The organism is Actinomadura luteofluorescens (assembly GCF_013409365.1).
GTDB lineage: Bacteria > Actinomycetota > Actinomycetes > Streptosporangiales > Streptosporangiaceae > Spirillospora > Spirillospora luteofluorescens.
Genome location: NZ_JACCBA010000001.1, coordinates 9,193,631 through 9,217,002 on the forward strand (window position 1 = coordinate 9,193,631; position 23,372 = coordinate 9,217,002).

The window sequence follows — 23,372 nt, forward strand, 5'->3', positions numbered from 1 at the left end:
AGTGACCCCCTCCACCGTGCGGATGACCAGTCGTCCCCACAATACAATATGTTTTTGAAGTTATCTGGCCATGGGTCGCGGATGTGGGCATTCCGCGCGCCAGGGTCGGGATCGCGCGCCGTGTCCCGTTCACGTGGGTGCTGACCACGGAATATGCGTGTATGTGCGAGGCCTCGGGGGTGGCGGGGAGGGCGTCGGGCTCGGCCGCGGGAGGCGCAGGCGAGGGGCTGCGGTCGGACTCGATGTCCCTCTAGCGCTTTAAGAAGAGGTGGTAATCTTCGGCTGGGACAGGTGGGGCGCCGGCGGTGGCCGCGGGGCCCGGTGACGTGCAGGGAAGGTGATCGGTGTGGAGCCTCGTTACGGCGGTACCCTCCGCTACTTCGGGCCTGGCGGAATGGACCATGTCGATCCTGCGTGCGCCTATTACGCCTTTTCGCACCAGATCATCAGGCTGTTCGCGCGGCAGTTGTTCGGCTACCCGACGGCCGTGGACGAGACGGCCCTGACCCCGGTCCCGGACGTCGCCGCGGAGTCGCCGACGGTCGCCAACGGCGGGATGAGCCCGGACGGGCTCGTGTACCGGATCCGCCTGCGCCAGGGCGTCATGTGGGACACCGACCCGCCGCGCGAGGTCACCGCGGAGGACTTCGTCCGCGGCTTCAAGCGGATGTGCAACCCGGTGGCCGGCGCCGGGGCGATCGCCTACTACACGAGCACGATCAGGGGGATGGCCGAGTTCGCCGACGGCTACCGGCGGGAGTTCGCGGGACGGACCCCCTCGGCCGCCGACCTGGCCGGCTACCAGAACGCGCACGAGATCTCCGGGCTGCGGGCCGACGGCGACCGCACCCTGGTCGTCGAGCTGGTGCGGCCCGCCAACGACCTGCTGAACCTCCTGTCGATGATGTTCGCGTCCGCGGCGCCGCGCGAGTACGACCGGTTCGTCCCGGACAGTGCCGAGTTCATCGCGAACGTTCGCTCCAACGGCCCGTACCGCCTCACCGGCTACGAGAACGGCCGGTTCCTGACGATGGAGCGGAACCCGGTGTGGCGGCAGGACACCGATCCGCTGCGGCACCAGTACGTCGACGGCCTCGACGTGCGGATGGCGCGCGTCGACGACGACCGGGTGCGGGAGGCGATCCGGAGCGGGGAGGCCGACCTGTCGTGGGGCGCGCCGGTCATCAGCGAGGACCGCCGCCCCCCGGACGCGGACCGGCATCTCGGGTACGCGATGAACCCCTACCTCGTGTTCAACATGAAGAGCCCGAACGAGGGCGGGGCGCTGCGCGACGTCAGGGTGCGCAGGGCCGTCGCGTACGCCGTCGACAAGGCCTCCATGGTCAGGCTGCTCGACGACATGGATCTGGGGACGGTGACCCGGACGGCGCACACGGCGATCCCGCCGGGCAACTTCGGGCACCGCGAGTACGACCGCTACCCGACGCCGGGGGACCACGGCGATCCGGCGAAGGCGCGGGCGCTGCTCGCCGAGGCCGGGTACCCCGACGGCCTCACCCTCAAGGCGCTCTACCGCGCCGACGCCCCGCACGCCGACATCGCGCGGTACTACGCCGCCGACCTGGAGAAGGCGGGGTTCACGGTCGAACTGCGGTTGATCAGCCAGCCCGACGAGTACTACCGGTTCCTGCAGAACCCGGCCATGGCCGAGGCGGGCGAATGGGACGTCACGGCGGCGGCGTGGACGCCCGACTGGTTCGGCAACAACGGCCGCGCCTACGTCCAGCCGATGTTCCAGTCCAACTTCGCCGCCGGCACCAGCAACTACGGCGGGTACCGCAACCCCGAGGTCGACCGGCTCATCGAGGAGGCCCTGTCCGAGCGGGATCCGGTGCGCGCGGAGGAGTTGTGGCACCGGATCGACCGGCAGGTCATCGAGGACGTCGCGATCGTGCCCGTCCTGGCCTGCGAGCCGACCATCCCCCACATGACCAGCGCCCGCGTGCGCAACGGCCTGCCGCTGCCGCAGGTGGACCGCTGGCTCGACGCGGCCTGCATCTGGCTCGACCCGCCCGGCTGACGCGGCGGGCGGCGGGCCGCGGTCAGCTCGGCACGCCCTCGGCGATCGACATGACCGAGGCGGTGGGCAGGACGCGGGCGAGCCGCAGGCCGGCGGCCTCGAACAGCGGGTGCAGTTCCGCCTCGGTGCGTTCCCGCCCGGTGCGCGCCGCGAGCATCATGAAGTCCATCGGCTTGCTCTGGTGGGCCTCGTTGCCGGCCGGGACGATCGCGTCGACGGCGAGGACCCGCCCGTCCGGCTTCATCGCCCGGCGGCAGTTGCGCAGGATCGCCACGCACTTCTCGTCGTCCCAGTTGTGCAGGATGCGCTTGATCAGGTACACGTCCCCGGCGGGGACGGAGTCGAAGAAGTCCCCGTCGGCGACCTGCCAGCGGCCGGTGATGTCGCCGCCGTCCAGCAGGTGGTGGCCGAGCACGTGCTCCTCCTGGTCGAGGAGGACGCCGTGCAGCCCGGGGTTCGCCCGCAGCACCGCGCGGAGGAATCCGCCCTTGCCGCCGCCGACGTCGACGACCGTGCCCGCCGGGGGGAACGAGTAACTCCCCGCGACGAGGGCGTTCTCGGCCTCGGAGACCGTCGCCATCCCGTCGTAGAAGAGCGCCTCGGTGTCGGCGTTCTCCGCGAAGTATCCGCCGATCGTCGTGCCGAAGAGTTGCTCGAAGGTCGTCGCCTCGTCCCGGGCGACGGTCGCGGCCTCATGGCTGACGGTCCAGAACATCCGGTCGGTGAACATCAGGATCCCGGCGCGGGCGGACATCGGCGCGTCGGTGCGCAGCGCGTCGCCCCTGGCGGTCAGCCGGAACCGCCCCGGCTCGTCCTCGTGGACCACGTCCCGCGCCGCGAGCAGGCGCAGGATCCGGTACAGCGCGTCCTGCCCCGTTCCGGTGGCGGCCGCGAGTTCGGCCGTCGTGCGCGGGCCCGCGGCCAGGTGGTCGGCCACGCCGATTTCCGCCGCCGCGCGCAGCGCGGCGGAGTAGGTGAATCCCATCGCCTCCTCGAAGAGGAAGAGCGCGGACTGCTGCGCGTCCATCGGCCCCCTGCTCCCTTCCGGCGGCGGTCCGCCGTGCTCGACCCGGCCCACTACTTACTCTATGAATATAAAGTAACTGTGGTCGCGAGCAACGGTGAGCGGCCCCCGCGCCGATCCATCGTGGAGGATCCTGATGAGCTACGGAGCGGCGCACGCCGAGCTCTACGATCCCGTCTTCCGCAGCCGCGGGAAGGACTTCGCGGGGGAGGCCGAGGGGCTGAACCGGCTGGTCCGGTCCCGGTTCCCGGGAGCGCGCACCCTGCTCGACGTCGCCTGCGGCACCGGCGCCCATCTGGAGCACCTCGCCGGGTACTTCGACCACGTGGAAGGGCTCGACCACTCGCCCGCCATGCGGGAGGTCGCGCGGGGGCGGCTGCCCGGGGTCGCGGTGCACGGCGGCGACATGCGGGACTTCGAGCTCCACCGCACCTTCGACGTGGTCATCTGCATGGGCAGCGGGCTGGCCGAAGCGGATTCCCCCGGGCAGGTGGCCGACTCGGTCGCCAGGATGTCGGCGCACCTCGCGCCGGGCGGGGTCCTCATCGTCGAACCGTGGTACTTCCCCGACAACTTCCTCGACGGGCACGCCGCCGGGCACCTGTTCCGGGACGACGGGCGGGTGGTCTCGCGGCTGACGCACTCGGCGAGGCACGGGGCCAGGAGCCGCGTGGAGATCCGATTCACGGTCGTGGACTCGTCCGGGTTCAGGGAGTTCACCGATGTGATCGTCAAGTACCTGCTTCCCCGCGAACGGTACGAGGCCGCCTTCGAGCGGGCAGGCTGCGCCGTCGAGTTCGTGCCCGGCTTCTCGCTGGCCGACGGCCGGCCGAACGGTCCCGGGCTCTTCGTCGGCGTCCGCACCGCGGGAACGGACCCGGACAACGAAACTTGACTTTAATATAGTTATGGCTCGATGCTACCGCCATGCGGAGCGCAGTGGCCCACCGGATCGCCCTCGTCAACGTCGCCAACCACGGCAGCGTGCTCCCCACCCTGCCGGTGGTGTCGGAGCTGGTCCGGCGCGGGCACGAGGTCGGTTACGTGACGTCGCCGGAGTACGCCGGGCCGGTCGGGCGGACGGGCGCGACGGTGATCCCCTACGCATCGGGGGCCTCCGGCGCGGCCGAGGCGTTCGCGGACGACGACCCGGCACGGCCGCACCTGCTCTACCTCGCCGAGAACGAGGCAATCCTGCGGGCGGCGCGTGCGCACTACGCCGAGGACGTGCCGGACCTGGTGCTGTACGGGGAAGTGCCGATCATCGCCGGCCAGGTGCTGGCGGCCGCCTGGAAGCGCCCCGCGTGCCGGATGAACCCGGGCTTCGCCTCCAACCACGCGTACTCCTACTCGCGGGAGATGATCGAGGAGACCGGGGGCGTCGACGAGCGCACGCAGGGCGTCGTCGGCGCGAGGCTGGCCGCCCTGCTCGCCGAGTACGGCCTCCAGGACCGGGCCGGGGAGTTCGCGGACCGCGTCGAGGACCTCAACCTGGTCTTCATCCCCCGCGAGTTCCAGATCGCGGCGGACACCTTCGACGAGCGGTTCGCCTTCGTCGGGCGCTCGGCCGCGCGCGAGGAGCGGCCCGGCGCGTGGCGGCCCCCCGAGGACGGCGCGCCGGTGGTGCTGATCTCGCTGGGGACGACCTTCAACGACCACCCCGACTTCTACCGGCAGTGCGCGGAGGCGTTCGAGGGCGCGCCGTGGCACGTGGTGATGGCCCTGGGGGACCGGGTCGACGCGGGCGATCTCGGCCCCCTGCCCGCGAACGTCGAGGCCCACCGGTGGGTCTCCCTCCCCGCCGTGCTCGAACACGCGCGCCTGCTCGTCACCCACGGCGGCATCGGCGCCGTGATGGACGCCCTGATCGCGGGCCGGCCCATGGTCGTCGTGCCGTTCACGTTCGACGTCAAGCCGATGGCCCGGCGGGTGGGCGAGCTGGGGCTGGGGACGGTGGTCCCCGCGGAGGAGTTCACCGGCGCGCGGCTGCGCGAGGCGGTGGAGGGGCTGGCGGGCGACCGGGCCGCGCTGGAGCGGGTGCGCCGCATGCGGGAGCACACGGCCCGGGCCGGCGGCGCCGCCCGTGCCGCCGACGTGATCGAGGAGTATCTCGCGCGGGGGCGTTGACCGGCGCGAAGGGCCAACCGTAACTTTAAAAAACGATACTGATACGGGTCGGGCGTCGTCCCCACGAGAAGGAGTCCGCGATGATTCCGCTGTTCAAGGTCGCGATGGCGCCGGACGCGCTCGGCCGGATCTCCGAGGTGCTCGGCAGCGGCCGCCTGGAGCACGGCCCCAAGATGGCCGAGTTCGAGGCGGCCCTGGCGCGGCGCCTCGGCAACCCGCGCGTCCTCGCGGTCAACTGCGGCACCTCCGGCCTGCACCTCGCGCTCAGCATGGTGGCCGACCCCGACCGGTTCCCCGCGGCGGCCCAGCCCTCCGGCGGGGCCGGCCCGGGCGAGGTGCTGAGCACGCCGCTGACCTTCGAGGCCACGAACTGGCCGATCCTCGCCCACGGGCTGCGCGTGCGCTGGGTCGACGTCGACCCGGCCACGCTGACGATCGACCTCGACGACCTCGCCGCGAAGATCACGCCGGCCACCCGGGCGATCGTCGTCGTCCACTGGCTGGGCTATCCGGTGGACCTGAACCGGCTGCGCGAGATCGTCGACCGGGCGGAGGAGGCCCACGGATTCCGCCCCCTGGTGATCGAGGACTGCGCGCAGGCGTGGGGCGCGACCTACCGCGGGTCGCCGCTCGGCAACCACGGGAACGTCTGCGTGTACAGCTTCGGCGCCATCAAGATCCTCACCTGCGGAAGCGGCGGGCTGATCGTGCTCCCTGACGAGGACCTGCACCGGCGGGCCCGGCTGCGCCGCTGGCTCGGCATCGAGCGGCAGGCCGACCGGGTGCACGGCGACTACGACGTCGCCGAGTGGGGCTACCGCTTCCCGATGAACGACATCTCCGCCGCGATCGGACTGTCCAACCTGGAGATCGTCGACGGCCTGCTCGCCAGGACGCGGAGGAACGCCGCCTTCTACGACAAGGAGCTGTCGGGGATCGCGGGCGTCGAGCACACCGAGCGGGCGGACGACCGGGAGCCCTCGTTCTGGGCGTACCCGCTGAAGGTGGCGGACCGCACGTCCTTCATGCGGAAGATGGCCGACGCCGGGATCATGACGAGCATCATCTCCCGGCGCAACGACGCCCACAGCTGCGTCGCCGCGGCGCGCGGCGAGCTGCCGGGCCTGGACCGCGTGCACGACCGCGTGGTCTACGTGCCCGTCGGCTGGTGGCTGTCCGAGGAGGACCGCGCGCACATCGCCGACACGATCCGGTCGGGCTGGTGACGGCCCCGGCGGGCGGGACCCCTAGCCTCCTGCCAGCGGCGCGATGATCTCGACGCGGCTGCCGGGGGCGAGCTCGACGTCGTCCGCGGGCGTCGTGCGGGGCACCTGCTCGCCGTCGACGAGGAACAGGTGGTAGGGCAGCAGCTCGCCGGCCGGGGAGTAGAGCCGGTAGCCGGCCTCCGGGTGGGAGCGCACGAACGTGTCCAGGAGCTCGCGCAGGTTGGCCGCGGGCAGCTCCGAGCGCACCTTGCCGGAGGTCACGTTGTGCCAGCTGCCGGGGACGATGAGATGGGGCATGGGGCATCCTCACGGGTCGCGGACGCATCGGAAACCACTGGCGAAGCAGGCCCATCCGGTCGGGTCGCCGTGCAGGCGCTCGCTGGTCCGGGCCTGGAAGCGCAGGTTCATCCAGGAGCCGCCGCGGATGACGCGGAAGCGGTCCATCACGCTCAGCAGCGACTCGTCGCAGTCGGGCGACGGGCCGTAGAGCCGGCTCGGCGAGGCCGTCCACTCGTAGACGTTGCCCGCCATGTCCGCCACCCCGTACGGGCTGTCGCCGTGCGGGCTGAAACCGCCGACCGGCGTGGTCAGCGGGATCGGGCCCCCGTCGCTCTGGAGCGCCTTCCACCACGCGCGCCACTCGGCGGCGCTGCGGGTGGCGTCGCCCAGCCGCAGCTCGGTGGTGTTGGTCCGCTCGCGGGACCATTCGTCGCCCCAGGGCCACAGCCGGTACTCGGGGCCGCGGGCCGCCAGCTCCCACTCCGCCTCCGTCGGCAGCCGCCCGCCCGCCCACGCGGCGAAGGCCTCGGCGTCCTCGACCGCGATGTGGACGGCGGGGTGGTCGTCCGGCGGGACGTAGCCGGCGTCCCGCCCCGCCGGACGGCGCCAGGACGCGCCGGGAGCCCCCTGCCAGTAGTCGGCCCCGTAGACCAGGCTCCAGCCGCGGCGCTCGGCGACCGTCCGGTACCCGGTGGCCTCCACGAACGCCGCGTACCTGCCGGAGGTGACCGGGTAGCGGTCGATCAGGAACGGCGCGACCTCCACGAGCGTCTGCGGGGTCTCGTCGCGGAACCACGGGGTGGGGAAGGGCTGGTCCTGCTCCGCCAGCCAGTCGATCACCCATTCCGGCGAGCCGAGCCGGAAGGCCGCTCCTTCGACGAGGACCGGTTCCGCGGCCTCCGCGTCGCCGCGCATCGCCGTCTCGTGGTCTGCCACAGCGCCGTCCCGTAGACGAGGGTTCTCAACGAGCAGAAACTATATAAATATATAGCACCTGTGCCGGGCGTGCCACGCTCACCGCCCGATCCCGCGGTAGCCGAACCCGAGGCCGCGCAGCCGCCGGATCGTCTCCGGCCGGTAGTGCATGCGCCCGTCGAAGATCAGGCACGGCATCGCGACCCGCCGCCGCAGCCGCTCCAGGTCGAGGTCGCGGAACTGCCGGTGCCCGGCGAGGAGGGCGACGGCGTCGGCGCCCCGCACCGCCTGGTCGAGGTCGTCGACGGGGAAGCCGCCCACCTGCGACCGGATGAGCTCCTTCTCGGCGAGGGGGTCGAAGATCCGGACCTCCGCGCCCGCCGCCAGCAGGGCTCGGACCACCCCCGTGACGGGGGTGTTGCGCAGGTCGCCGGTGTCGTTCTTGAAGGCCGCGCCGAGAACGGCGATCCGCGCCGAGGCCAGGTCCTTGCCCATCTTCGCGAGGCCGTCCCTGAGGACCTCGTAGGCGTACTCGGGCATGGCGTCGTTGACGCGCCGCGCCGTCTCCACCGTCCGCAGCCGGACGCCGCGGTCGCGGGCGGTGCGCCAGGTCATCCACGGGTCCTTGGTCAGGCACGGTCCGCCGACGCCCGCGCCGGGCCGCAGGATGTTCACCCGCCCGTCCCCCTTGGGCAGCGAGTTCGCCGCGGCGATCACCTCCATCACGTCGACCTCGAACAGCGCGCAGAACCGGGCCAGCTCGTTGGCCATCGCGACGTTCGCGTCGATCCACCAGTTGTTGGCCAGCTTCACGATCTCGGCGATGTCGGCCGTGGGCACGATCCGGACGGGCACGTCCAGCGCCGCCTTCCAGAACCGGGCCGCCGCCGCCGTGCTGCCGGGGCCGCACCCGCCGACGACGACGGTGAGCTCGCGCAGCTGGGCCAGCGCGTCCCCCTCGGCCAGCCGCTCCGGGCAGTAGGCGAGGCCGAAGTCCCGGCCCTCCACCAGGCCGCCGCTCTCCAGCAGGGGGACGACCAGCGTGCGCGTGGTCCCCGGGGCGACGGTGCTCTTGAGGATGACCAGCTGGCCGGGCCGCAGCCGGGGTGCGAGCTGGCGGCACACCTCTTCGAGCTGGGCGGTCAGCAGGGCGCCGTTCCCGTCGACGGGCGTGCCGACCGTGATGAGCACGACGTCGGCGTCCTCCAGGGCGTCGTAGTCGGTGGTGCACGCCAGCCGCCCGCTCGCGACGAGCGGGGCCAGTGCCTCGGCCAGCCCGGGCTCGGGGACCGCGCGGCGGCCGGCCCGCAGCCCGGCGATCATCGATGCGTCGCTGTCGATGCCGACGACGCTCATGCCGCGCTCCGCCAGCGCCGCCCCGAGGCACGAGCCGATGTAGCCGAACCCCAGGATCGCGATCCGCGGGCTGGGAGAGTCTGACAGGAATTCCATGGTCGCCTCCGACGCCGCCGGACATAGTTACAATATATTACTAAAGTGATGTTGTCCCGGGCTGGCCTGCGAGACCCTCGCTTGGCACCGGGAATGCTGCTCGTGCGCGGGGAGCTTCCGGGCGGCGTCCTTGGAGTCGCCCGATCAAGTGCTATATGATAGTTAAGTGAGTGACCTCGCGCTCGTGACCTCCGGAACGGGAGATGGTGACCGAGGAACGCCCTGCCGGCGTCGATCTGTCCTCGCTGGCGCAGCGCCATGTCGACCAGTGGGCCCCCGCGGGCGGACGCGGCCCCGCGATCGCCCGCCTGGCCCGGACCGCCGTACGGCTGGACGAGGGCTACTGCCGGGCCGTGGCGGCGTACTACGACCGCGCGCCCCTGCGCGCCGACGACGCGGGTCTGCGCCGGCGCTACGCGCGGTTGAGGCGGCAGAACCTCCGGCAGTTCCGGTCGATCGTCGAGGCCGGCATCGAGATCGCGCCGTGGCTCGGGGAGGGGCAGCCGTACAAGGGGTCGCGGGACCTGCGCGAGAGCGTGCACCGGACCGGGAGGCTCCACGTCTACCTGACCAGCTCGGGCCACGGGCCGTCGCCGGCCGCCGGGGACCATCCGCTGTCGGGGCCTTCGGGCGTCGTGGTCGACGGCGTGGAGTTCTGCCACAACGACCTCTTCCGGGCCGTGCACGACATCTTCGGGCACGTGATGCTCGGCCACGGGTTCGGGCCCAAGGGGGAGTTCCTCGCGGCCTTCTGCCACATGCACACGTACTCGCGCGACGTGCGTCCCATCCTGTTCACCGAGCAGATCGGCCAGATCTGCTGGTTCTTCTACGGCCCGCACCTGCTGGACGGCGCGGGCGCGCTGCCGGGGCCCGGCGACCCCGGTCATCTGCCGCCGTCCCGCCGCCCGTACCCGGAGCAGAAGGTCTTCGCGTTCCCGGCGCGGTTCCTCGACGCGTTCACGAGCCTGTTCCAGCCCGAGAGGAGTCCGGATGACTGACGTGATGCCGCAGGGAGGGGGATCTCCGGTACGGCTCGCGGACCAGGCGTTCCTTCCCAGATCCATCAGGGACGACTTCCCGATCCTGGCGGGCGGGCGGGGCGGCGATCCGCTCGTCTACCTCGACAACGCCGCGACGGCGCAGAAGCCGCGCGCGGTCCTCGACGCACTCGTCGACTACTACTCGACGGCGAACAGCAACGTGGGCCGCGGCCACTACCGGCTGAGCATGGCCTCCACCGACCTCTACGAGGAGGCGCGCGAGACCGTCCGGCAGGCGCTCGGCGCCGAGCACGCCGACGAGATCGTGTTCACCCGGGGCACCACGGACGCGGTGAACCTGATCGCGGACGGCTTCGGCGCCCGGCTGGTCGGCGAGGGGGACCAGGTCGTCGTCACCGGGATGGAGCACAACTCCAACCTGCTGCCGTGGCGGCGGCTCTGCGAGCGGGCGGGGGCGGAGCTGGTGGTCGCCCCCGTCGACGAGCGGGGCGCCGTCGACGTCGCGGCCTTCGCCGCCGTGCTCGGCCCCCGCGTCCGGATCGCAGCCGTCGCCCACGTGTCCAACGTGCTGGGGACCGTCAACCCGGTCCGCGCGATGATCGCCGAGGCGCACCGGCGCGGTGTCCCGGTCGTCGTGGACGGCGCCCAGGCGGTGCCGCACGCGCCGGTGGACGTGCGCGGGCTCGACGCCGACTTCTACTGCTTCTCGGGGCACAAGGCCTACGGCCCGATGGGCACCGGGGCCCTGTACGGCAAGCGGGACCTGCTCGCGGAGCTGCCGCCGTACCAGGTCGGCGGGGGGACGGTGAAGGGCGTGAGCCACACCGAGCCGGTCCGCTACGTTCCCGTGCCCGCCCGGTTCGAGGCGGGCACCCCGAACGTCGCGGGAGCCGTCGCCCTGGCCGCCGCGCTGCGCTACGTCCGCGATCTCGGCTGGGACGCCGTGCGGCGGCACGACGAGGCGCTGGTGCGGTACGCGGTCGAATCGCTGGGGCGGATCGGCGGCGTGCGGGTGGTCGGCGACCCTGCCGCCGCGCCCAGCGGGATCGTGTCCTTCGTCGTCGACGGCATCCATCCCTACGACGTCGGCGGGCATCTGGACCGCCACGGCGTGGCCGTGCGCAGCGGCGTGCACTGCGCCAGCACCTTCCTGGACGACATGGGCCTGCTCGGAACCGTGCGGATGTCGTTCGCCGTCTACAACACCGCCGAGGAGATCGACGTCGTGGCCGGCGCCCTGCGCTCGGTGCGACCCGGCTCGTGGACCGCCGACCACCCGACCACGCGGTTCCTCTGACATGCGCTTCGACACGAGGCTGGTCCACCTCGGCCAGGAAGCCGACGGCGCCACCGGGGACGTCGTGCCGCCCGTCCACGTCGCCGCGACGTTCGAGCGGCGGGTCCAGGATCCGCTGCGCTACTTCTACTCGCGCGGCGAGAACCCGACGCGCGAGGCCCTCGAACGATGCCTGGCCGGGCTGGAGGACGCCCGCTTCGCCCTCGCCTTCGCCTCCGGGCAGGCGGCGGGGACGACGGCGCTCTCCCTGCTGCGCCCCGGCCGCAGGCTGATCGCCTCGGACGACGTGTACGGCGGCACCCGTTCGCTGTTCGCGCTGCTCGGCCGGTACGGCATCACCGTGGACCACGTCGACCTCACCGACGCGGGCGCGCTCGACGCGGCGCTCGGCGACGACGTGGACATGATCTGGGTGGAGGCGCCGACCAACCCGCTGCTCAAGGTCGCCGACCTCTCGGTGGTGTGCGAGCGGGCCCGGCGGGCGGGCGCCCGCGTGGTGGTGGACAATACCCTCGCCGGCCCGGCCCTGCAGCGGCCGCTGCGGTTCGGCGCCGACATCACCCTGTACAGCACCACCAAGTCGATCGCCGGCCACTCCGACGTCATCGGCGGCGCCCTGGTCTACGACGACGAGGAACTGCACCGCGAGCTGGCGTCCCACCGCACCACCACGGGCGGCGTGCCCGGCGGCATCGACTGCTTCCTGGTGCACCGCGGGCTCAAGACGCTCTCGCTGCGCGTGGCCCGGCAGGTGGGCAACGCGGAGGCGATCGCCACCGCGCTGCGCGGGAGCGAGCGGGTGGGCGCCGTCCACTATCCGGGGCTGCCCGAGCATCCGCAGCACGAGGTGGCGGCCCGGCAGATGTCGGCGCCGGGGTCGATCCTGAGTTTCGAGTACCTGGGCGATCCGGAGAAGCTCCTGGACCGGGTGCGGCTGTACGCGTGCGCGGTCAGCCTCGGCGGCGTGCGCTCGCTCATCGAGTGCCCCGCCATGATGACCCACGCCTCCGTGCCCCGCGAGGTCCGGGGGGCGCTGGGCATCTCCGACGACCTCATCCGGGTGTCGGCGGGCATCGAGGACCCCGCCGACCTGGTGCGGGACCTGATGGACGCGCTCTGAACTGCGGAGGGATGACACATGAACGACCTATCCGGGGGCCGCCGGTCCGGAAGCGGCGGACCCCTGTGGCTGGACGGCGGGACCGCGACCGAACTGCAGCGCGCCGGCATGAGCGTCGACGGGCCGTGGTGGACCAACCGGGCCATGAACTCCGAGGCCGCCCGCACGCGGTTGCGCGGGATCCACCAGGGCTACCTGGACGCCGGAGCGCAGGTGATCACCGCGAACACCTTCCGGTCCAACCTGCGGGCGCTCAGCCGCCTCGGCCTCTTCGACGCCGGCCTGGCGTGGATGGTGCACGCCGCCGTCGGCGTCGCCGAGTCGGCGGTGCGGGCCTGCCAGGACGGGCGGGCGCCGGACGCCGGCCGCCCGCGGATCGCGGGCTCGGTGGGGCCCGTCGAGGACTGCTACCGGCCCGACCTCGTCCCTCCCGACGACGAGCTGCGGGCCGAGCACCGCTGGCTGGCGACGGAACTGATGCGGGTGGGCGTGGACCTCGTCCTGGTCGAGACGATGAACTCCGAGCGGGAGGCGCGCATCGCGCTGGAGGAGGTGCGGCGGGCGGGCGCGCGGGCCTGGGTCGGCTTCGTGTGCGACGCCGACGCCCGGCTGCTGTCGGGGGAGAAGCTGACCGAGGCGGCCGCCGCCGTCGAACGCGACGGCGCCGAGGCCGTCCTCGTCAACTGCACCGGCCCGGCCGACAGCGAGACGGCGCTGCGGGCGCTGCGGGACGCCTGCTCGGGCCCGATCGGCGCCTACCCCAACATCGAGGACCGCGACGGCATCCCCCGTTCGGCGCACGTCGACCGGCACGTGCCCGCCGCGCTGGGGCCCGACGAGTTCGCCGACCTGATCGCCCGCTGGGACGCGGAGTTCTCCCTCGACGTGGCCGGCGGCTGCTGCGGCACCACGCCGGCCCATCTGGCCGCGGCCCGCGACCGGCTGCCGCGGAGCGGGCGATGAGGGTCGGCGAGGCCGCCCGCCGGGCGCGGACCGGCTCATGAGGATCCTCGTGACCGGCGGCGCCGGGTTCGTCGGGTCCCACTACGTGCGCCGGCTCCTCGGCCCGGAGCGCGCCGGAGGCGGCGCGCACCAGGTCACGGTGCTGGACAAGCTCACCTACGCCGGCAACCCGGCCAACCTCGACCCCGTGCGCCGCGCGCCGGGCTTCGCCTTCGTCCACGGCGACGTCGCCGATCCCGCGGTGGTCGACGAGCTCGTCGCCGCTCACGACGCGATCGTCCACTTCGCCGCGGAGTCCCACGTCGACCGGTCGATCCGGTGCGCCCAGGACTTCGTGGTCACCAACGTCCTCGGCACGCAGACGCTGCTGGAGGCGGCGCGGCGCCACGGCACGGCCCCGTTCGTGCACGTGTCGACCGACGAGGTGTACGGGCCGATCGGGACGGGGCGGTGGAGCGAGCGGGCTCCGCTGGCGCCCGGCAACCCGTACGCGGCGTCCAAGGCCGCGGCCGACCTCGTCGTGCTCGCCTGCCACCGGACGTTCGGGATGGACGTCCGGATCACCCGGGGCTCCAACACCTACGGCCCGTACCAGTTCCCCGAGAAGATCGTCCCGCTGTTCGTCACCGAGCTGCTCGACGGGGGGAAGGCGCCGCTGTACGGCGACGGGCTCCACGTCCGCGAGTGGCTCCACGTCGACGACCACTGCCGCGCCGTGCACCTGGCGCTGACGAGGGGGCGGGCGGGCGAGGTCTACAACGTCGGCGGGGTGCCGCTGACCAACCGCGAGCTGACCGGCCGGCTGCTCGCCCAGTGCGGCGCGGGCTGGGAGGCGGTGTCGTACGTGGAGGACCGCAGGGGGCACGACCGCCGGTACGCGATGGACTGCACGAAGATCGCGTCGGAGCTCGGGTTCCGGCCCCGCCGGGACCTCGCGGCCGGCCTCGCGGAGACCGTCGCCTGGTACCGGGACAACCGCGAGTGGTGGGAGCCGCTCACGATGCACGTGCCGCGGGACGTGGAGGTGAACTCGTGACGGCCGCGAACATCGACCCGGCCGCCGTCAAGCAGGGGCAGCGGGCCTCCTGGGACGCCCTCAGCGCGAACTGGGAGGCGGTGGGGGAGCGGTTCGAGCTGGGCGCGGCCGCGGTGACGGAGCGGCTGCTCGACGCCGGCGGCGTGCGGGCGGGCCACGCGGTCCTGGACGTCGGGACCGGGCACGGGGAGCCCGCCCTGACGGCGGCCCGGCGGGTGGGGCCCGCCGGGCGGGTGACCGGAGTGGACATCTCCCCGGCGATGCTCGACCTGGCCAGGCGCCGGGCCGAGGGCACGCCCAACATCGGGTTCGCCGAGGCGGACGTGGAGTCCATCGACCTGCCGGCGGCCTCGTTCGACGTCGTGCTCAGCCGCTGGGGGCTGATGTTCGCGGTGGACCACGTCGCCGCGTTCCGCGGCCTCGCCCGCCTCCTGGTCCCGGGGGGCGTGCTCGCCGCGGCGGTCTGGGGCGAGGCGCCCGGCGCGCCGACGATCTCGCTGGGCTTCCGGGTGCTGAGCGAGCGGCTCGAACTGCCGCCCCCGCCGCCGGGCACGCCGGGCCCGTTCAGCATGGCCGACCCGGAGCCGCTCGCCGCCGAGCTGGCCGCGGCGGGGTTCACCGACGTGTCGGTGACGGAGTTCGTCGTGCGGTTCCCGTTCGACTCCGTCGAGCAGTGCGTGGCGTTCACCAGGGCGGTGACGCCGCCGATGCTGCTGCGGAAGGTCGCCGAGCGCTTCGGGTCCGCGGACGACCCCGGCACGTGGCAGGCCTTCGCCGACGCCACCGAGCCCTACCGTTCCGGCGACGGGGCCTTCACGCTGCCGTCGACGGCGCTGATCGTCCGGGCCGCCGTCCCCGCCCGTGAGTAGCGCACTGCGCCGGGCCGCCGGCGTCACGGCGCGGGCGGCGGGCACCGGCGGGGAAGCGCGACCCTGCCGGGGCCGTGCTCGAACGTCGACATCACGAGCCACTCGTCCAGTTCGGGGTCGTAGAGGTTCTGGAGGCCGAACTGGAGGACCTGCCAGAAGGTCGTCGGGTCGCGCTGGTCGACGTAGACGTCGCCGAGCGCGATCGGGAACCTGAGGTACTTCCCCGGTGGCAGTTGCGGGGCGACGACGCCGACCCGCCAGTGGTTCACGTGGCGCTGCGGCTCTCGCTGCAGGATCTCCCGCCCGACGAAGCGCGCCGTCCTGAGTTTCCGGTTGAGCAGGCCGAGGTCGAATCCCGGGATTCGCGAGCACCGGTGGTCGCTGAGACCGGGCCATTTGTACGTCAGGGTGTAGAGGGAATTCTTGTAGATCAGGTTCGTGAACCAGATCGGATATCGCGGGCCGCCCGCGATCATCTGGCTGTTCCCGTTTCTCCCCGCCCAGGTGAACGGGACCGTGATGCCGAGATCCCGGACGATCCATTTTCCTGTCCCGTGGAAGTCCCTCGGGAGCTGGGGCGGTGGGGGCGTGCGCGGGCCGGTCTCCATCGCGGTCGCGGCGCCGCCCGGCGGCCGGGGTGCGGCGGCGTAGGCCGGCGGCAGGGCGGCCGGGACCATGGCGATCAACCCGGCGAGCGCCCCCGACGCGGCCGCCCGGTGCGAGCGTGTCCAGTCCATGACTCTCCCGGCCGCCGCGTCCCGCGCGGTTGCGGCGCGGCAGGTCGAACGCGGCGATCATCCTGCTCCTCCCCGGAGGCCGCGGGACCGAAGACCACAGGCAGGTCAGGGTCCTTCCTCGTCCCGGTACGGGATCGGCGCTGTCAAGGGCGAAGACCGCCGCCCGGCGGCACTTCTTAAATGTAGTAATTCGCCATAGTTGAGTGGCGATTGTGCTGCTTGTCTCTAGATCGGCCGGGTGTCCCCTCCGGCCGATCCCCCCGAGACCGGGCCCCGCGGCCCGCCTCCAGGAGGCAGAAGGTGCCCAGGACACGCTGGACCACCGTGACCGCTCTGGCGGCCACCGGAACACTGCTCACCACCGGCCTCGCGGTCCCCGGACGGGCCGAGCCGCCGCCGCCCCGCCCGCGGCCGCCGGGCGAGCACACCGAACTCCCCGACAAGGACGCGCGGCCGGGGCGGCTGGCCCCGACGAGCCGCCAGGTGGGCGCCGCCCGCGGCGTGACCGTGCGCTGGAACAGGCTCGGCACCCCCGCCTCGGTGACCGATGCCGGCCCCCTCGCCGGCGGGCTGTCCGGGGATCCGGAGAAGGCCGCCCGCGCGTACCTGGCCGGGCACCGGGACCTTTACGGCCTCGACGGCGCCGCCGTCGGCGCCCTGGAGAAGGTCGCCGTCAACCCGGTCGGCGACGGTGCGGCCGTGCTGCTGCGCCAGCGGTTCGGCGGCCTGCCCGCCGGCTACGACGGGCTGGTGGCGGTCGGCGTGGCAGGCGGCGAGGTCGTCTCGGTCACCTCCACCCTCTCCCGGGACGGCGCCGCCCCGGCGCCCGCCACGCTCTCCCGCGAGGACGCGGTGGCCGCCGCCGGGCGGGACGCGGGCATCCCCGCGTCGGCCGGCGACCCGGGCAAGGCGCGGCTCGTCGCGGTGCCCACGGCCGAGGGCGTCCGCAGCGCTTACCAGGTCACGCTCATGGACGCCTCCGGAGCGGAGCCGAAGGCCGTCACGTCCTACGTCGACGCCCGGACCGGCTCGGTGCTCGTGCGCGAGAACCTCGTCGACCACGACAGCGACAACCCGCGCTGGGCGGTGTTCCCGGCGACCCCGCCCGGCGACTACTCCTCCCGCGACACCAGGGAGACCTGGTGCTTCGCGCCCGCGGCGGGCTGCCGCCCCGTCGGCGGAGACCCCTCGAGCGGGCGGCCCTGGGACGTCGACCCGGCGACCGGCGCGCCCAGCGCGACGACCGTGGGCAACGCGGCGCGGGCGCACGAGAACCGTGCGAGCAGCGACCCCTTCACGGTCGGGACCCGCACCAGCGCGCCCAGGCCCGACGGGAACTACACCTACCCGTGGACCAACCAGTGGCACACGAGCAAGTGCGATCCCGCGACGCTGGACGGCCCGCAGGAGGCGGACCTGGAAGCGGCCATGTCCAACCTGTTCGTCCAGCACAACCGGATGCACGACTGGTCGTACCGGCTCGGCTTCACCGAGTCGGCCTGGAACATGCAGGCCGACAACGGTGAGCGCGGCGGCCGGGGCGGCGACCCCGAGCAGGGCAACGCGCAGGCGGGCGCGCGGTTCCCGACCGTCCGCGACAACGCCAACCAGATCACCCCGCCGGACGGGACCCCCGCCATCACCAACATGTACCTGTGGCAGCCGGTCGCGGGCTCGTTCTACCCGCCGTGCGTCGACGGCGACTTCGACATGAGCGTCATCGGGCACGAGTACACTCACGCCATCTCCGGCCGCATGATCGCCGGACCGGACGCGGGGTGGAGCGGGCCGCAGGCGGGCGCGATGAACGAGAGCACCTCCGACCTGTTCGCCATGGAGTACCTCAACGAGTACGGGCTGCGCCAGCCCGGCCGCACGCCGTACGTCATCGGCGGGTACGTCACCGGCGACCGGCGCGCCGGGATCCGCAACTACGACATGAGCCGGAGCCCGCTGAACTACGCCGACCTCGGGTACGACCTGGTCGGCACCCAGGTCCACGCCGACGGCGAGATCTGGACCGCCACCCAGTTCGATCTGCGGGAGGCGTTCGTCCGGCGGTACGGCGACGGAAGCGCGGCGTCGCAGCGCGCCTGCGCCGACGGGGCGGTGCCTGTGGCGAAGTGCCCGGGCAACCGGCGGTGGGCGCAGGTCTCGTTCGACGCGCTGCTGCTCATGGCCAGCGGCGCGGTCAGCTACGTCGACCACCGCGACGCCCTGCTCGCCGCCGACACGCTCCGCTTCGGAGGCAGGGACCACGAGATGATGTGGAAGGTCTTCGCCGAGCACGGCCTCGGGGAGGACGCCGCAAGCAACGGCCCCGCCGACGCCGACCCGACGCCGAGCTTCGCCTCGCCCCTGTCGCGCAACGCCCGCGTCCGGCTGGCGCCCCTCGGGGACGCCAGGGGCGCCAAGGTCCGCCTGTACGTGGGCGACTACGAGGCCCGCGCGGTCCCGGTCGCCGACACCGACCCGGCGACCCCGCTCGGCGACACCGTCGCGCTCACCCCGGGCCGGTACTCCTTCGTCGCGGTGGGGGCGGGCTTCGGGCACCGGAGGTTCACCGCCACGGTCGGCGCGTCGCAGCGGACCCTTCCGATCGCGATGTCCCGCAACGAGGCCGCGGGTGCCAACGGCGCGACGGCGACCGGTGACGGCGTTTCCCAGGCCGCGCTGCTGGACGAGACGGAGACGACCAACTGGCAGTCGGTGACGGCCCCGGTCGCCGGCCGCCAGGTGACCGTGGACCTGGCCGGCGACCGCCCGGTCAGGGTCGGCCGGGTGCAGGTCAGCGCGATGCTGCGGCCGTCGGTGGCGGGCGACCCGGAGGGTGCGGGCGGCACGCAGAACCGGTTCACGGCGCTGCGCGCCTTCCGGCTCCTGGCCTGCGACGCCTCCAAGGCCGACTGCGCACGGCCGGGCTCGTACCGCACCGTCTACACCAGCCCGTCCGACGCCTTCCCGGCCGACCGGCCGCGGCCCACGGCGCCCGACCTGATCATGCGCTCGTTCGACGTGCGGGACGTCACCGCGACGCACCTGCGGCTCGAGGTGGTCTCCAGCCAGTGCACCGGCGCGCCGGCCTACGCGGGGGAGCAGGACGAGGATCCGCGGTCCGCCACCGACTGCGGCACCGCGAGCCCGAGCGCCGGCATCGTCCGGACCGCCGAGCTCCAGGCGTTCGCCCGGTAGGCGGCACCGGCGAGGCGGGGGGCGGAGCATCCGCCCCCCGCCTCGCCGTGCGCGGCGGGCGGACCGGACGGCCATTCGGGCTTTGCAATGCCTGCCAGGGGCTTGTCCCCGCGTGCCCGGCCCGGGCCGGTCCGGTTGACGGAGCGCCACGGTGAAGCGACTTTCTGAAAGGAAAGTTTCCTTAGAGTTGGCCCGCGGGCCGGCTCCCCTCCGCCTCCGGGTACGCCGTACCTCCCCCGCCAAGGAGAAGCAGGATGCCAAGGAAGACCAGCATCGCCGTGGCCGCCGCCGTGACCGCCGGGCTGCCGCTGGCGCTCGCCGTGCCGGCGTGGTCCCACGGGTACACCACCTCGCCCCCGAGCCGCAGCTACCTGTGCGGGACGCACCAGGTCCGCAACTGCGGCCAGATCCAGTGGGACCCCGACGGCGTCGAGGGCCCGAAGGGGTTCCCCCAGCGCGGACCGGGCGACGGCAGGATCTGCGCGGGCGCCGACGGGCGCTGGGCGCCGCTCGACGACCAGCGCGGCGGGACCGGGTGGCCGGCGACCAGGGTGACCGCCGGCCAGTCCTTCGGCATCAGCTGGCAGTTCACCGCCGCGCACGCCACCACGTCGTTCCGCTACTTCCTCACCAAGGACGGCTGGGACGCCACCAGGCCGCTGACCCGCGACGCGCTGGACCTCACGCCGTTCCTCCAGCAGAACTACAACGGGCGGCCGCCGTCCGGCCAGACCACCCACACCGGGACGCTCCCGCAGCGGCACGGCCGGCACCTGCTGCTCGCCGTGTGGGACATCGCCGACACCGGCAACGCCTTCTACCAGTGCTCCGACCTCGACTTCGGCTGATCCGCGGAAAGCCCGGCCGGCCCGAGGCGGGCGTGCCTCCCCGCCGCGGGCCGGCCGGTGTTGTCACCGGGTAACACCCCCGGATACCGTGCTGTCATGACGAGTGCGGCGGGCCGGCCGGGGCCCGGACCACGGCGCGACCCCGGCCGCCGCCGTGCCCTGCTGGAGGCGGCCGACCGGGTCATCCAGCGCGAGGGCCCCGAGGCGTCCATGGCCGCGATCGCCGCGGAGGCGGGCATCAGCAAGCCGATCCTGTACCGCCACTTCGGCGACAAGAGCGGCCTCTACCAGGCGCTGGCCGAGCGGCACACGCGCAAGCTGATCGAGGGGATCCGGGACGAGTTCTCCCGCGGCGACCCGATCCGCGACCGCACCCGCTCCACCATCGACACCTACCTGGCGACGATCTCCAAGAACCTCAACCTCTACCGGTTCCTCATGCACCGGGCGAGCGCCGAGGACACCGCCACGCACAGCGCGATGAGCACCATGATCCGGGACGTGAGCCGCGAGCTGGCCGAGGTGATGATCGCCGAGGGGGAGATGGCGGACCGGACCCGCGCCTACGTGTGGGGGCACGCGATCGTCGGCATGGTGCAGACGGCGGGCGACTGGTGGCTCGACCACGCCGACGACGTGCCGCGCGAGGCCGTCGTGGACGGCCTCGTCGACCTCGTCCTCGGCGGGCTGCCCGCCGCCGCGTCCGAAGCCCGCGGCCCCCGGCCGCCCGACGACCCGCGATCCCCGAGGTGACCGTGCAGACCCCTGTGCAGACCCCCGCGCAGCCCCGGCCCCAGGGCGCCCAGCGGCCCGAACCGGCCGTGCTCACCGAGGAGCGGCCCTGGGGCCGCTTCGAGCGGTTCACCCTCAACGAGCCCTCCACCGTGAAGATCATTCACGTGGAGCCGGGGCAGCGGCTCAGCCTCCAGCGGCACCGGGACCGCGACGAGCTGTGGGTCGCGCTCGACCCGGGCGCGGTGTTCGAGGTGGCCGGGCGGCGCATCCTGCCGGAGGTGGGGGAGCGGGTGCTGATCCGCGCCGGGGACGCCCACCGGCTCGGCTCGGACGGCCCGGCCGTGCGCGTCATGGAGATCGCCTTCGGCCGGTTCGACGAGGACGACATCGAGCGCCTCGAAGACGCCTACGGCCGCGCCTGACCCCCGTCCTCCGGCGCCCGTCCCTCCACGGGCGGGGCCGTCGCGCCGGCGCCGTCGGCGAAGTGGCAGGCCACCGCCTGGGGCGGCCCGCCCCGCGGGACGAGCGCGGGCGTCTCCCGCTCGCAGACGCCGGCGGCCATGTAGCAGCGGGTCCGGAACCGGCACCCGCTCGGCGGCTCGGCCGGCGACGGCACCTCCCCGCGCAGCACGATCTCGCCCGCGTCGTCGTCCGGCCGGTCGCGGACGGACGGCGCCGCCGACAGCAGCGCCCGGGTGTAGGGGTGCTGCGGGTCGCCGAACACCTCGGCGGCCGGGCCCTGTTCCACGATCGTCCCGAGGTACATCACGGCGACGTCGTCGGCGATGTGCCGGACGACGTCCAGGTCGTGGGAGATGAACAGGTACGCCACGCCCAGCTCGGACTGCAGGTCGGCCAGCAGGTTGAGGATCTGCGCGCGGACCGACACGTCCAGCGCGGACACCGCCTCGTCGCACACCAGGAGCTTCGGCCTCAGCGCCAGGGCGCGGGCGATCGCGACGCGCTGGCACTGGCCGCCCGACAGCTGGTGCAGGTGCCGGGGGCCGTGCTCGGGGCTCAGGCCCACCAGATCGAGGAGCCGGGCGACCTCGGCGTCCTCCCGGTCGCGCGGCACGATCCCGGAATGGACGCGCCAGCCCTCGGCGATGACGTCGGCGACGGTCATCCTCGGATTCAGCGACGTGTAGGGGTCCTGGAACACCATCTGCAGGTCGCGGCTCATGCGGCGGCGGCGCCGCGGCGGGACGGACGCCAGGTCCGCCCCCGCGAACTCGATCGACCCGGCGAACGCGGGGCGCAGCCCCACCACGGCCCGCGCCAGCGTCGACTTGCCGCAGCCCGACTCGCCGACGACGCCGAGCGTCCGCCCGGCCCGCACGGTCAGGTCGAGGCCGGCGACGACGGGCACCCGGCGCCGCCCGAACCCGTGGCGGCCGGGGCGCTCGTACCCCGCCTCCAGGCCGCTGACCTTGAGCACGACCTCGGTGTCCTGCGCGGTGGCCGTCATCGGGGCTCCTCGCTGTGCTGGGAGGCGACGACCTCCGCGGAGTGGTGGCAGGCGACCGCGCGGTCGCCGTCCCCGGCGAGCGGCGGGTCCTCGGTGCGGCACCGGTCGGTCGCGAACGGGCAGCGCGGGTGGAACGCGCAGCCGCCGGGACGGTGCCGCGGGTCCGGCGGGACGCCGTCGATCGGCTTGAGGCGACCGCCGGACCCGGCGTCCGGCATGGCCTCCAGCAGGCCGAGCGTGTACGGGTGGGCGGGACGGGTGTAGACGGCGTCCAGCGGGCCCCGCTCCACGATCCGCCCGGCGTACATGACCGCGACGTCCTGCGCGACCCGCGCCACCACGCCGAGGTCGTGCGAGACCAGCAGCGTCGCGAGGTCGGCCTCGCGCTGCCGGCGCGCGAGCAGCCGCAGGATCTGCGCCTGCACGGTGACGTCGAGCGCGGTGGTGGGCTCGTCGGCGAGCAGCACCGACGGGCCCAGCGCGAGCGCCATCGCGATCACCGCGCGCTGCCGCATGCCGCCGGAGAACTCGTGCGGGTGGTCGCCGTACCGGGACTCGGCGGCGGCGATGCCGACCTCGCGCATCAGCGCGACCGCCCGTTCCCGGGCCTCCCGCCGGCCGAGGCCGAGGCGCCGCCGGAAGGGCTCGGCGATCTGCGGGCCGACGGCGAAACCGGGGTTCAGCGCCGCCATCGGGTCCTGGAAGATCATCGCGACGCGGCTGCCGCGGGTCTCGCGCCAGCGCCGGGCGGAGAACCCGCCCGTGTCCTCGCCGTCCAGGACGACCGAGCCCGAGGTGACCTGCGCGCCGGGCGGCAGCAGCCCGATGAGCGCGAGGGAGGTCAGGCTCTTGCCGCTGCCGGACTCGCCCACCAGGGCGAGCACGCGGCCGCGCCGCAGCCGCAGGTCGACGCCCCGCACGACCGGCGTGACCTGCCGGCCGGAGCGGAACCCGATGTGCACGTCGCGCAGCTCCGCGGCCACGTCCCCCGGGGCGGGGGCGTCCGCGTGGTCGACGGCTGGAACGGTCATGTGCGTCT

21 protein-coding genes are annotated in these 23,372 nt (G+C 73.6%); 14 read left to right on the top strand and 7 right to left on the bottom strand.

All coding sequences use genetic code 11. The annotated features are described in order from the left end of the window. Nucleotides 1–346: 346 nt before the first annotated feature. Nucleotides 347–2,041: an ABC transporter substrate-binding protein gene (locus BJY14_RS42265; protein ID WP_218905843.1), complete on the top strand. Its 1,695-nt coding sequence runs from the start codon at nucleotides 347–349 to the stop codon at nucleotides 2,039–2,041. 22 nt (nucleotides 2,042–2,063) lie between these two features. Here the strand turns inward: BJY14_RS42265 and BJY14_RS42270 are convergent, their stop codons facing one another. Then, entirely contained in the window at nucleotides 2,064–3,068 is a 1,005-nt protein-coding gene (locus BJY14_RS42270; RefSeq protein ID WP_179848723.1) for a methyltransferase, read from the bottom strand. Between the two features lie 133 nt (nucleotides 3,069–3,201). On the opposite strand from BJY14_RS42270, the gene BJY14_RS42275 reads away from it, so the two are divergent. From BJY14_RS42275 to BJY14_RS42285, 3 genes are all read left to right on the top strand, one after another. Further along, the gene (locus BJY14_RS42275; protein WP_179848724.1) at nucleotides 3,202–3,960 is read left to right on the top strand and encodes a class I SAM-dependent methyltransferase; all 759 of its coding nucleotides are present in this window, start codon (nucleotides 3,202–3,204) and stop codon (nucleotides 3,958–3,960) included. A gap of 32 nt (nucleotides 3,961–3,992) precedes the next feature. After that, on the top strand, nucleotides 3,993–5,192 hold the full coding sequence (locus tag BJY14_RS42280; protein WP_218905844.1) for a macrolide family glycosyltransferase: 1,200 nt from the start codon (nucleotides 3,993–3,995) through the stop codon (nucleotides 5,190–5,192). Between the two features lie 80 nt (nucleotides 5,193–5,272). Beyond that, nucleotides 5,273–6,418 carry a DegT/DnrJ/EryC1/StrS family aminotransferase gene (locus BJY14_RS42285; protein WP_179848725.1) on the top strand — a complete coding sequence of 382 codons (1,146 nt, stop codon included), beginning with the start codon at nucleotides 5,273–5,275 and terminating at the stop codon, nucleotides 6,416–6,418. 21 nt (nucleotides 6,419–6,439) lie between these two features. Here the strand turns inward: BJY14_RS42285 and BJY14_RS42290 are convergent, their stop codons facing one another. The 3 genes from BJY14_RS42290 to BJY14_RS42300 form a co-directional block, all read right to left on the bottom strand. Continuing rightward, nucleotides 6,440–6,715: a MoaD/ThiS family protein gene (locus tag BJY14_RS42290; protein WP_179848726.1), complete on the bottom strand. Its 276-nt coding sequence runs from the start codon at nucleotides 6,713–6,715 to the stop codon at nucleotides 6,440–6,442. Nucleotides 6,716–6,724: 9 nt separating this feature from the next. Continuing rightward, entirely contained in the window at nucleotides 6,725–7,633 is a 909-nt protein-coding gene (locus tag BJY14_RS42295; RefSeq protein ID WP_218905845.1) for a formylglycine-generating enzyme family protein, read from the bottom strand. Nucleotides 7,634–7,711: 78 nt separating this feature from the next. Continuing rightward, nucleotides 7,712–9,064, bottom strand: coding sequence for a nucleotide sugar dehydrogenase (locus BJY14_RS42300; protein ID WP_179848727.1), 1,353 nt, complete (start codon nucleotides 9,062–9,064; stop codon nucleotides 7,712–7,714). A gap of 203 nt (nucleotides 9,065–9,267) precedes the next feature. On the opposite strand from BJY14_RS42300, the gene BJY14_RS42305 reads away from it, so the two are divergent. From BJY14_RS42305 to BJY14_RS42330, 6 genes are read left to right on the top strand one after another with little or no spacing between them, the layout of a single operon-like run. Then, on the top strand, nucleotides 9,268–10,065 hold the full coding sequence (locus tag BJY14_RS42305; protein ID WP_179848728.1) for a hypothetical protein: 798 nt from the start codon (nucleotides 9,268–9,270) through the stop codon (nucleotides 10,063–10,065). Beyond that, the gene (locus BJY14_RS42310) at nucleotides 10,058–11,365 is read left to right on the top strand and encodes an aminotransferase class V-fold PLP-dependent enzyme (protein WP_179848729.1); all 1,308 of its coding nucleotides are present in this window, start codon (nucleotides 10,058–10,060) and stop codon (nucleotides 11,363–11,365) included. Before BJY14_RS42305 ends, BJY14_RS42310 begins: the two co-directional genes overlap by 8 nt. Before the next feature lies 1 nt (nucleotide 11,366). Next, the gene (locus BJY14_RS42315; RefSeq protein WP_179848730.1) at nucleotides 11,367–12,485 is read left to right on the top strand and encodes a trans-sulfuration enzyme family protein; all 1,119 of its coding nucleotides are present in this window, start codon (nucleotides 11,367–11,369) and stop codon (nucleotides 12,483–12,485) included. Nucleotides 12,486–12,503: 18 nt separating this feature from the next. After that, on the top strand, nucleotides 12,504–13,448 hold the full coding sequence (locus BJY14_RS42320) for a homocysteine S-methyltransferase family protein (protein ID WP_179848731.1): 945 nt from the start codon (nucleotides 12,504–12,506) through the stop codon (nucleotides 13,446–13,448). A 37-nt stretch (nucleotides 13,449–13,485) separates the two neighbouring features. Continuing rightward, nucleotides 13,486–14,484, top strand: coding sequence for a dTDP-glucose 4,6-dehydratase (gene rfbB, locus BJY14_RS42325; protein WP_179848732.1), 999 nt, complete (start codon nucleotides 13,486–13,488; stop codon nucleotides 14,482–14,484). Next, entirely contained in the window at nucleotides 14,481–15,353 is an 873-nt protein-coding gene (locus BJY14_RS42330; protein WP_179848733.1) for a class I SAM-dependent methyltransferase, read from the top strand. The genes rfbB and BJY14_RS42330 overlap by 4 nt, the downstream gene beginning before the upstream one ends. A 23-nt stretch (nucleotides 15,354–15,376) precedes the next feature. Here BJY14_RS42330 and BJY14_RS42335 read toward each other — a convergent pair whose 3' ends face one another. Then, nucleotides 15,377–16,090, bottom strand: coding sequence for a hypothetical protein (locus BJY14_RS42335; protein WP_179848734.1), 714 nt, complete (start codon nucleotides 16,088–16,090; stop codon nucleotides 15,377–15,379). A gap of 300 nt (nucleotides 16,091–16,390) precedes the next feature. Between BJY14_RS42335 and BJY14_RS42340 the strand changes: the two genes are divergently transcribed. From BJY14_RS42340 to BJY14_RS42355, 4 genes are all read left to right on the top strand, one after another. Then, on the top strand, nucleotides 16,391–19,282 hold the full coding sequence (locus tag BJY14_RS42340; RefSeq protein ID WP_312879733.1) for a M36 family metallopeptidase: 2,892 nt from the start codon (nucleotides 16,391–16,393) through the stop codon (nucleotides 19,280–19,282). A 254-nt stretch (nucleotides 19,283–19,536) separates the two neighbouring features. Continuing rightward, nucleotides 19,537–20,130 (top strand): lytic polysaccharide monooxygenase auxiliary activity family 9 protein, encoded by a 594-nt coding sequence (locus tag BJY14_RS42345; RefSeq protein ID WP_179848735.1) that lies wholly within the window; start codon nucleotides 19,537–19,539, stop codon nucleotides 20,128–20,130. A gap of 96 nt (nucleotides 20,131–20,226) precedes the next feature. Further along, nucleotides 20,227–20,883 carry a TetR family transcriptional regulator gene (locus tag BJY14_RS42350; protein WP_179848736.1) on the top strand — a complete coding sequence of 219 codons (657 nt, stop codon included), beginning with the start codon at nucleotides 20,227–20,229 and terminating at the stop codon, nucleotides 20,881–20,883. Between the two features lie 2 nt (nucleotides 20,884–20,885). Continuing rightward, complete coding sequence (locus BJY14_RS42355) at nucleotides 20,886–21,287, top strand: phosphomannose isomerase type II C-terminal cupin domain (RefSeq protein ID WP_312879734.1); 402 nt, start codon at nucleotides 20,886–20,888, stop codon at nucleotides 21,285–21,287. On the opposite strand, the gene BJY14_RS42360 is transcribed toward BJY14_RS42355, so the two are convergent. Beyond that, on the bottom strand, nucleotides 21,272–22,333 hold the full coding sequence (locus BJY14_RS42360) for an ABC transporter ATP-binding protein (protein ID WP_179848737.1): 1,062 nt from the start codon (nucleotides 22,331–22,333) through the stop codon (nucleotides 21,272–21,274). The genes BJY14_RS42355 and BJY14_RS42360 overlap by 16 nt on opposite strands. Next, nucleotides 22,330–23,364 carry an ABC transporter ATP-binding protein gene (locus tag BJY14_RS42365; RefSeq protein ID WP_179848738.1) on the bottom strand — a complete coding sequence of 345 codons (1,035 nt, stop codon included), beginning with the start codon at nucleotides 23,362–23,364 and terminating at the stop codon, nucleotides 22,330–22,332. Before BJY14_RS42365 ends, BJY14_RS42360 begins: the two co-directional genes overlap by 4 nt. Nucleotides 23,365–23,372 lie beyond the last annotated feature (8 nt).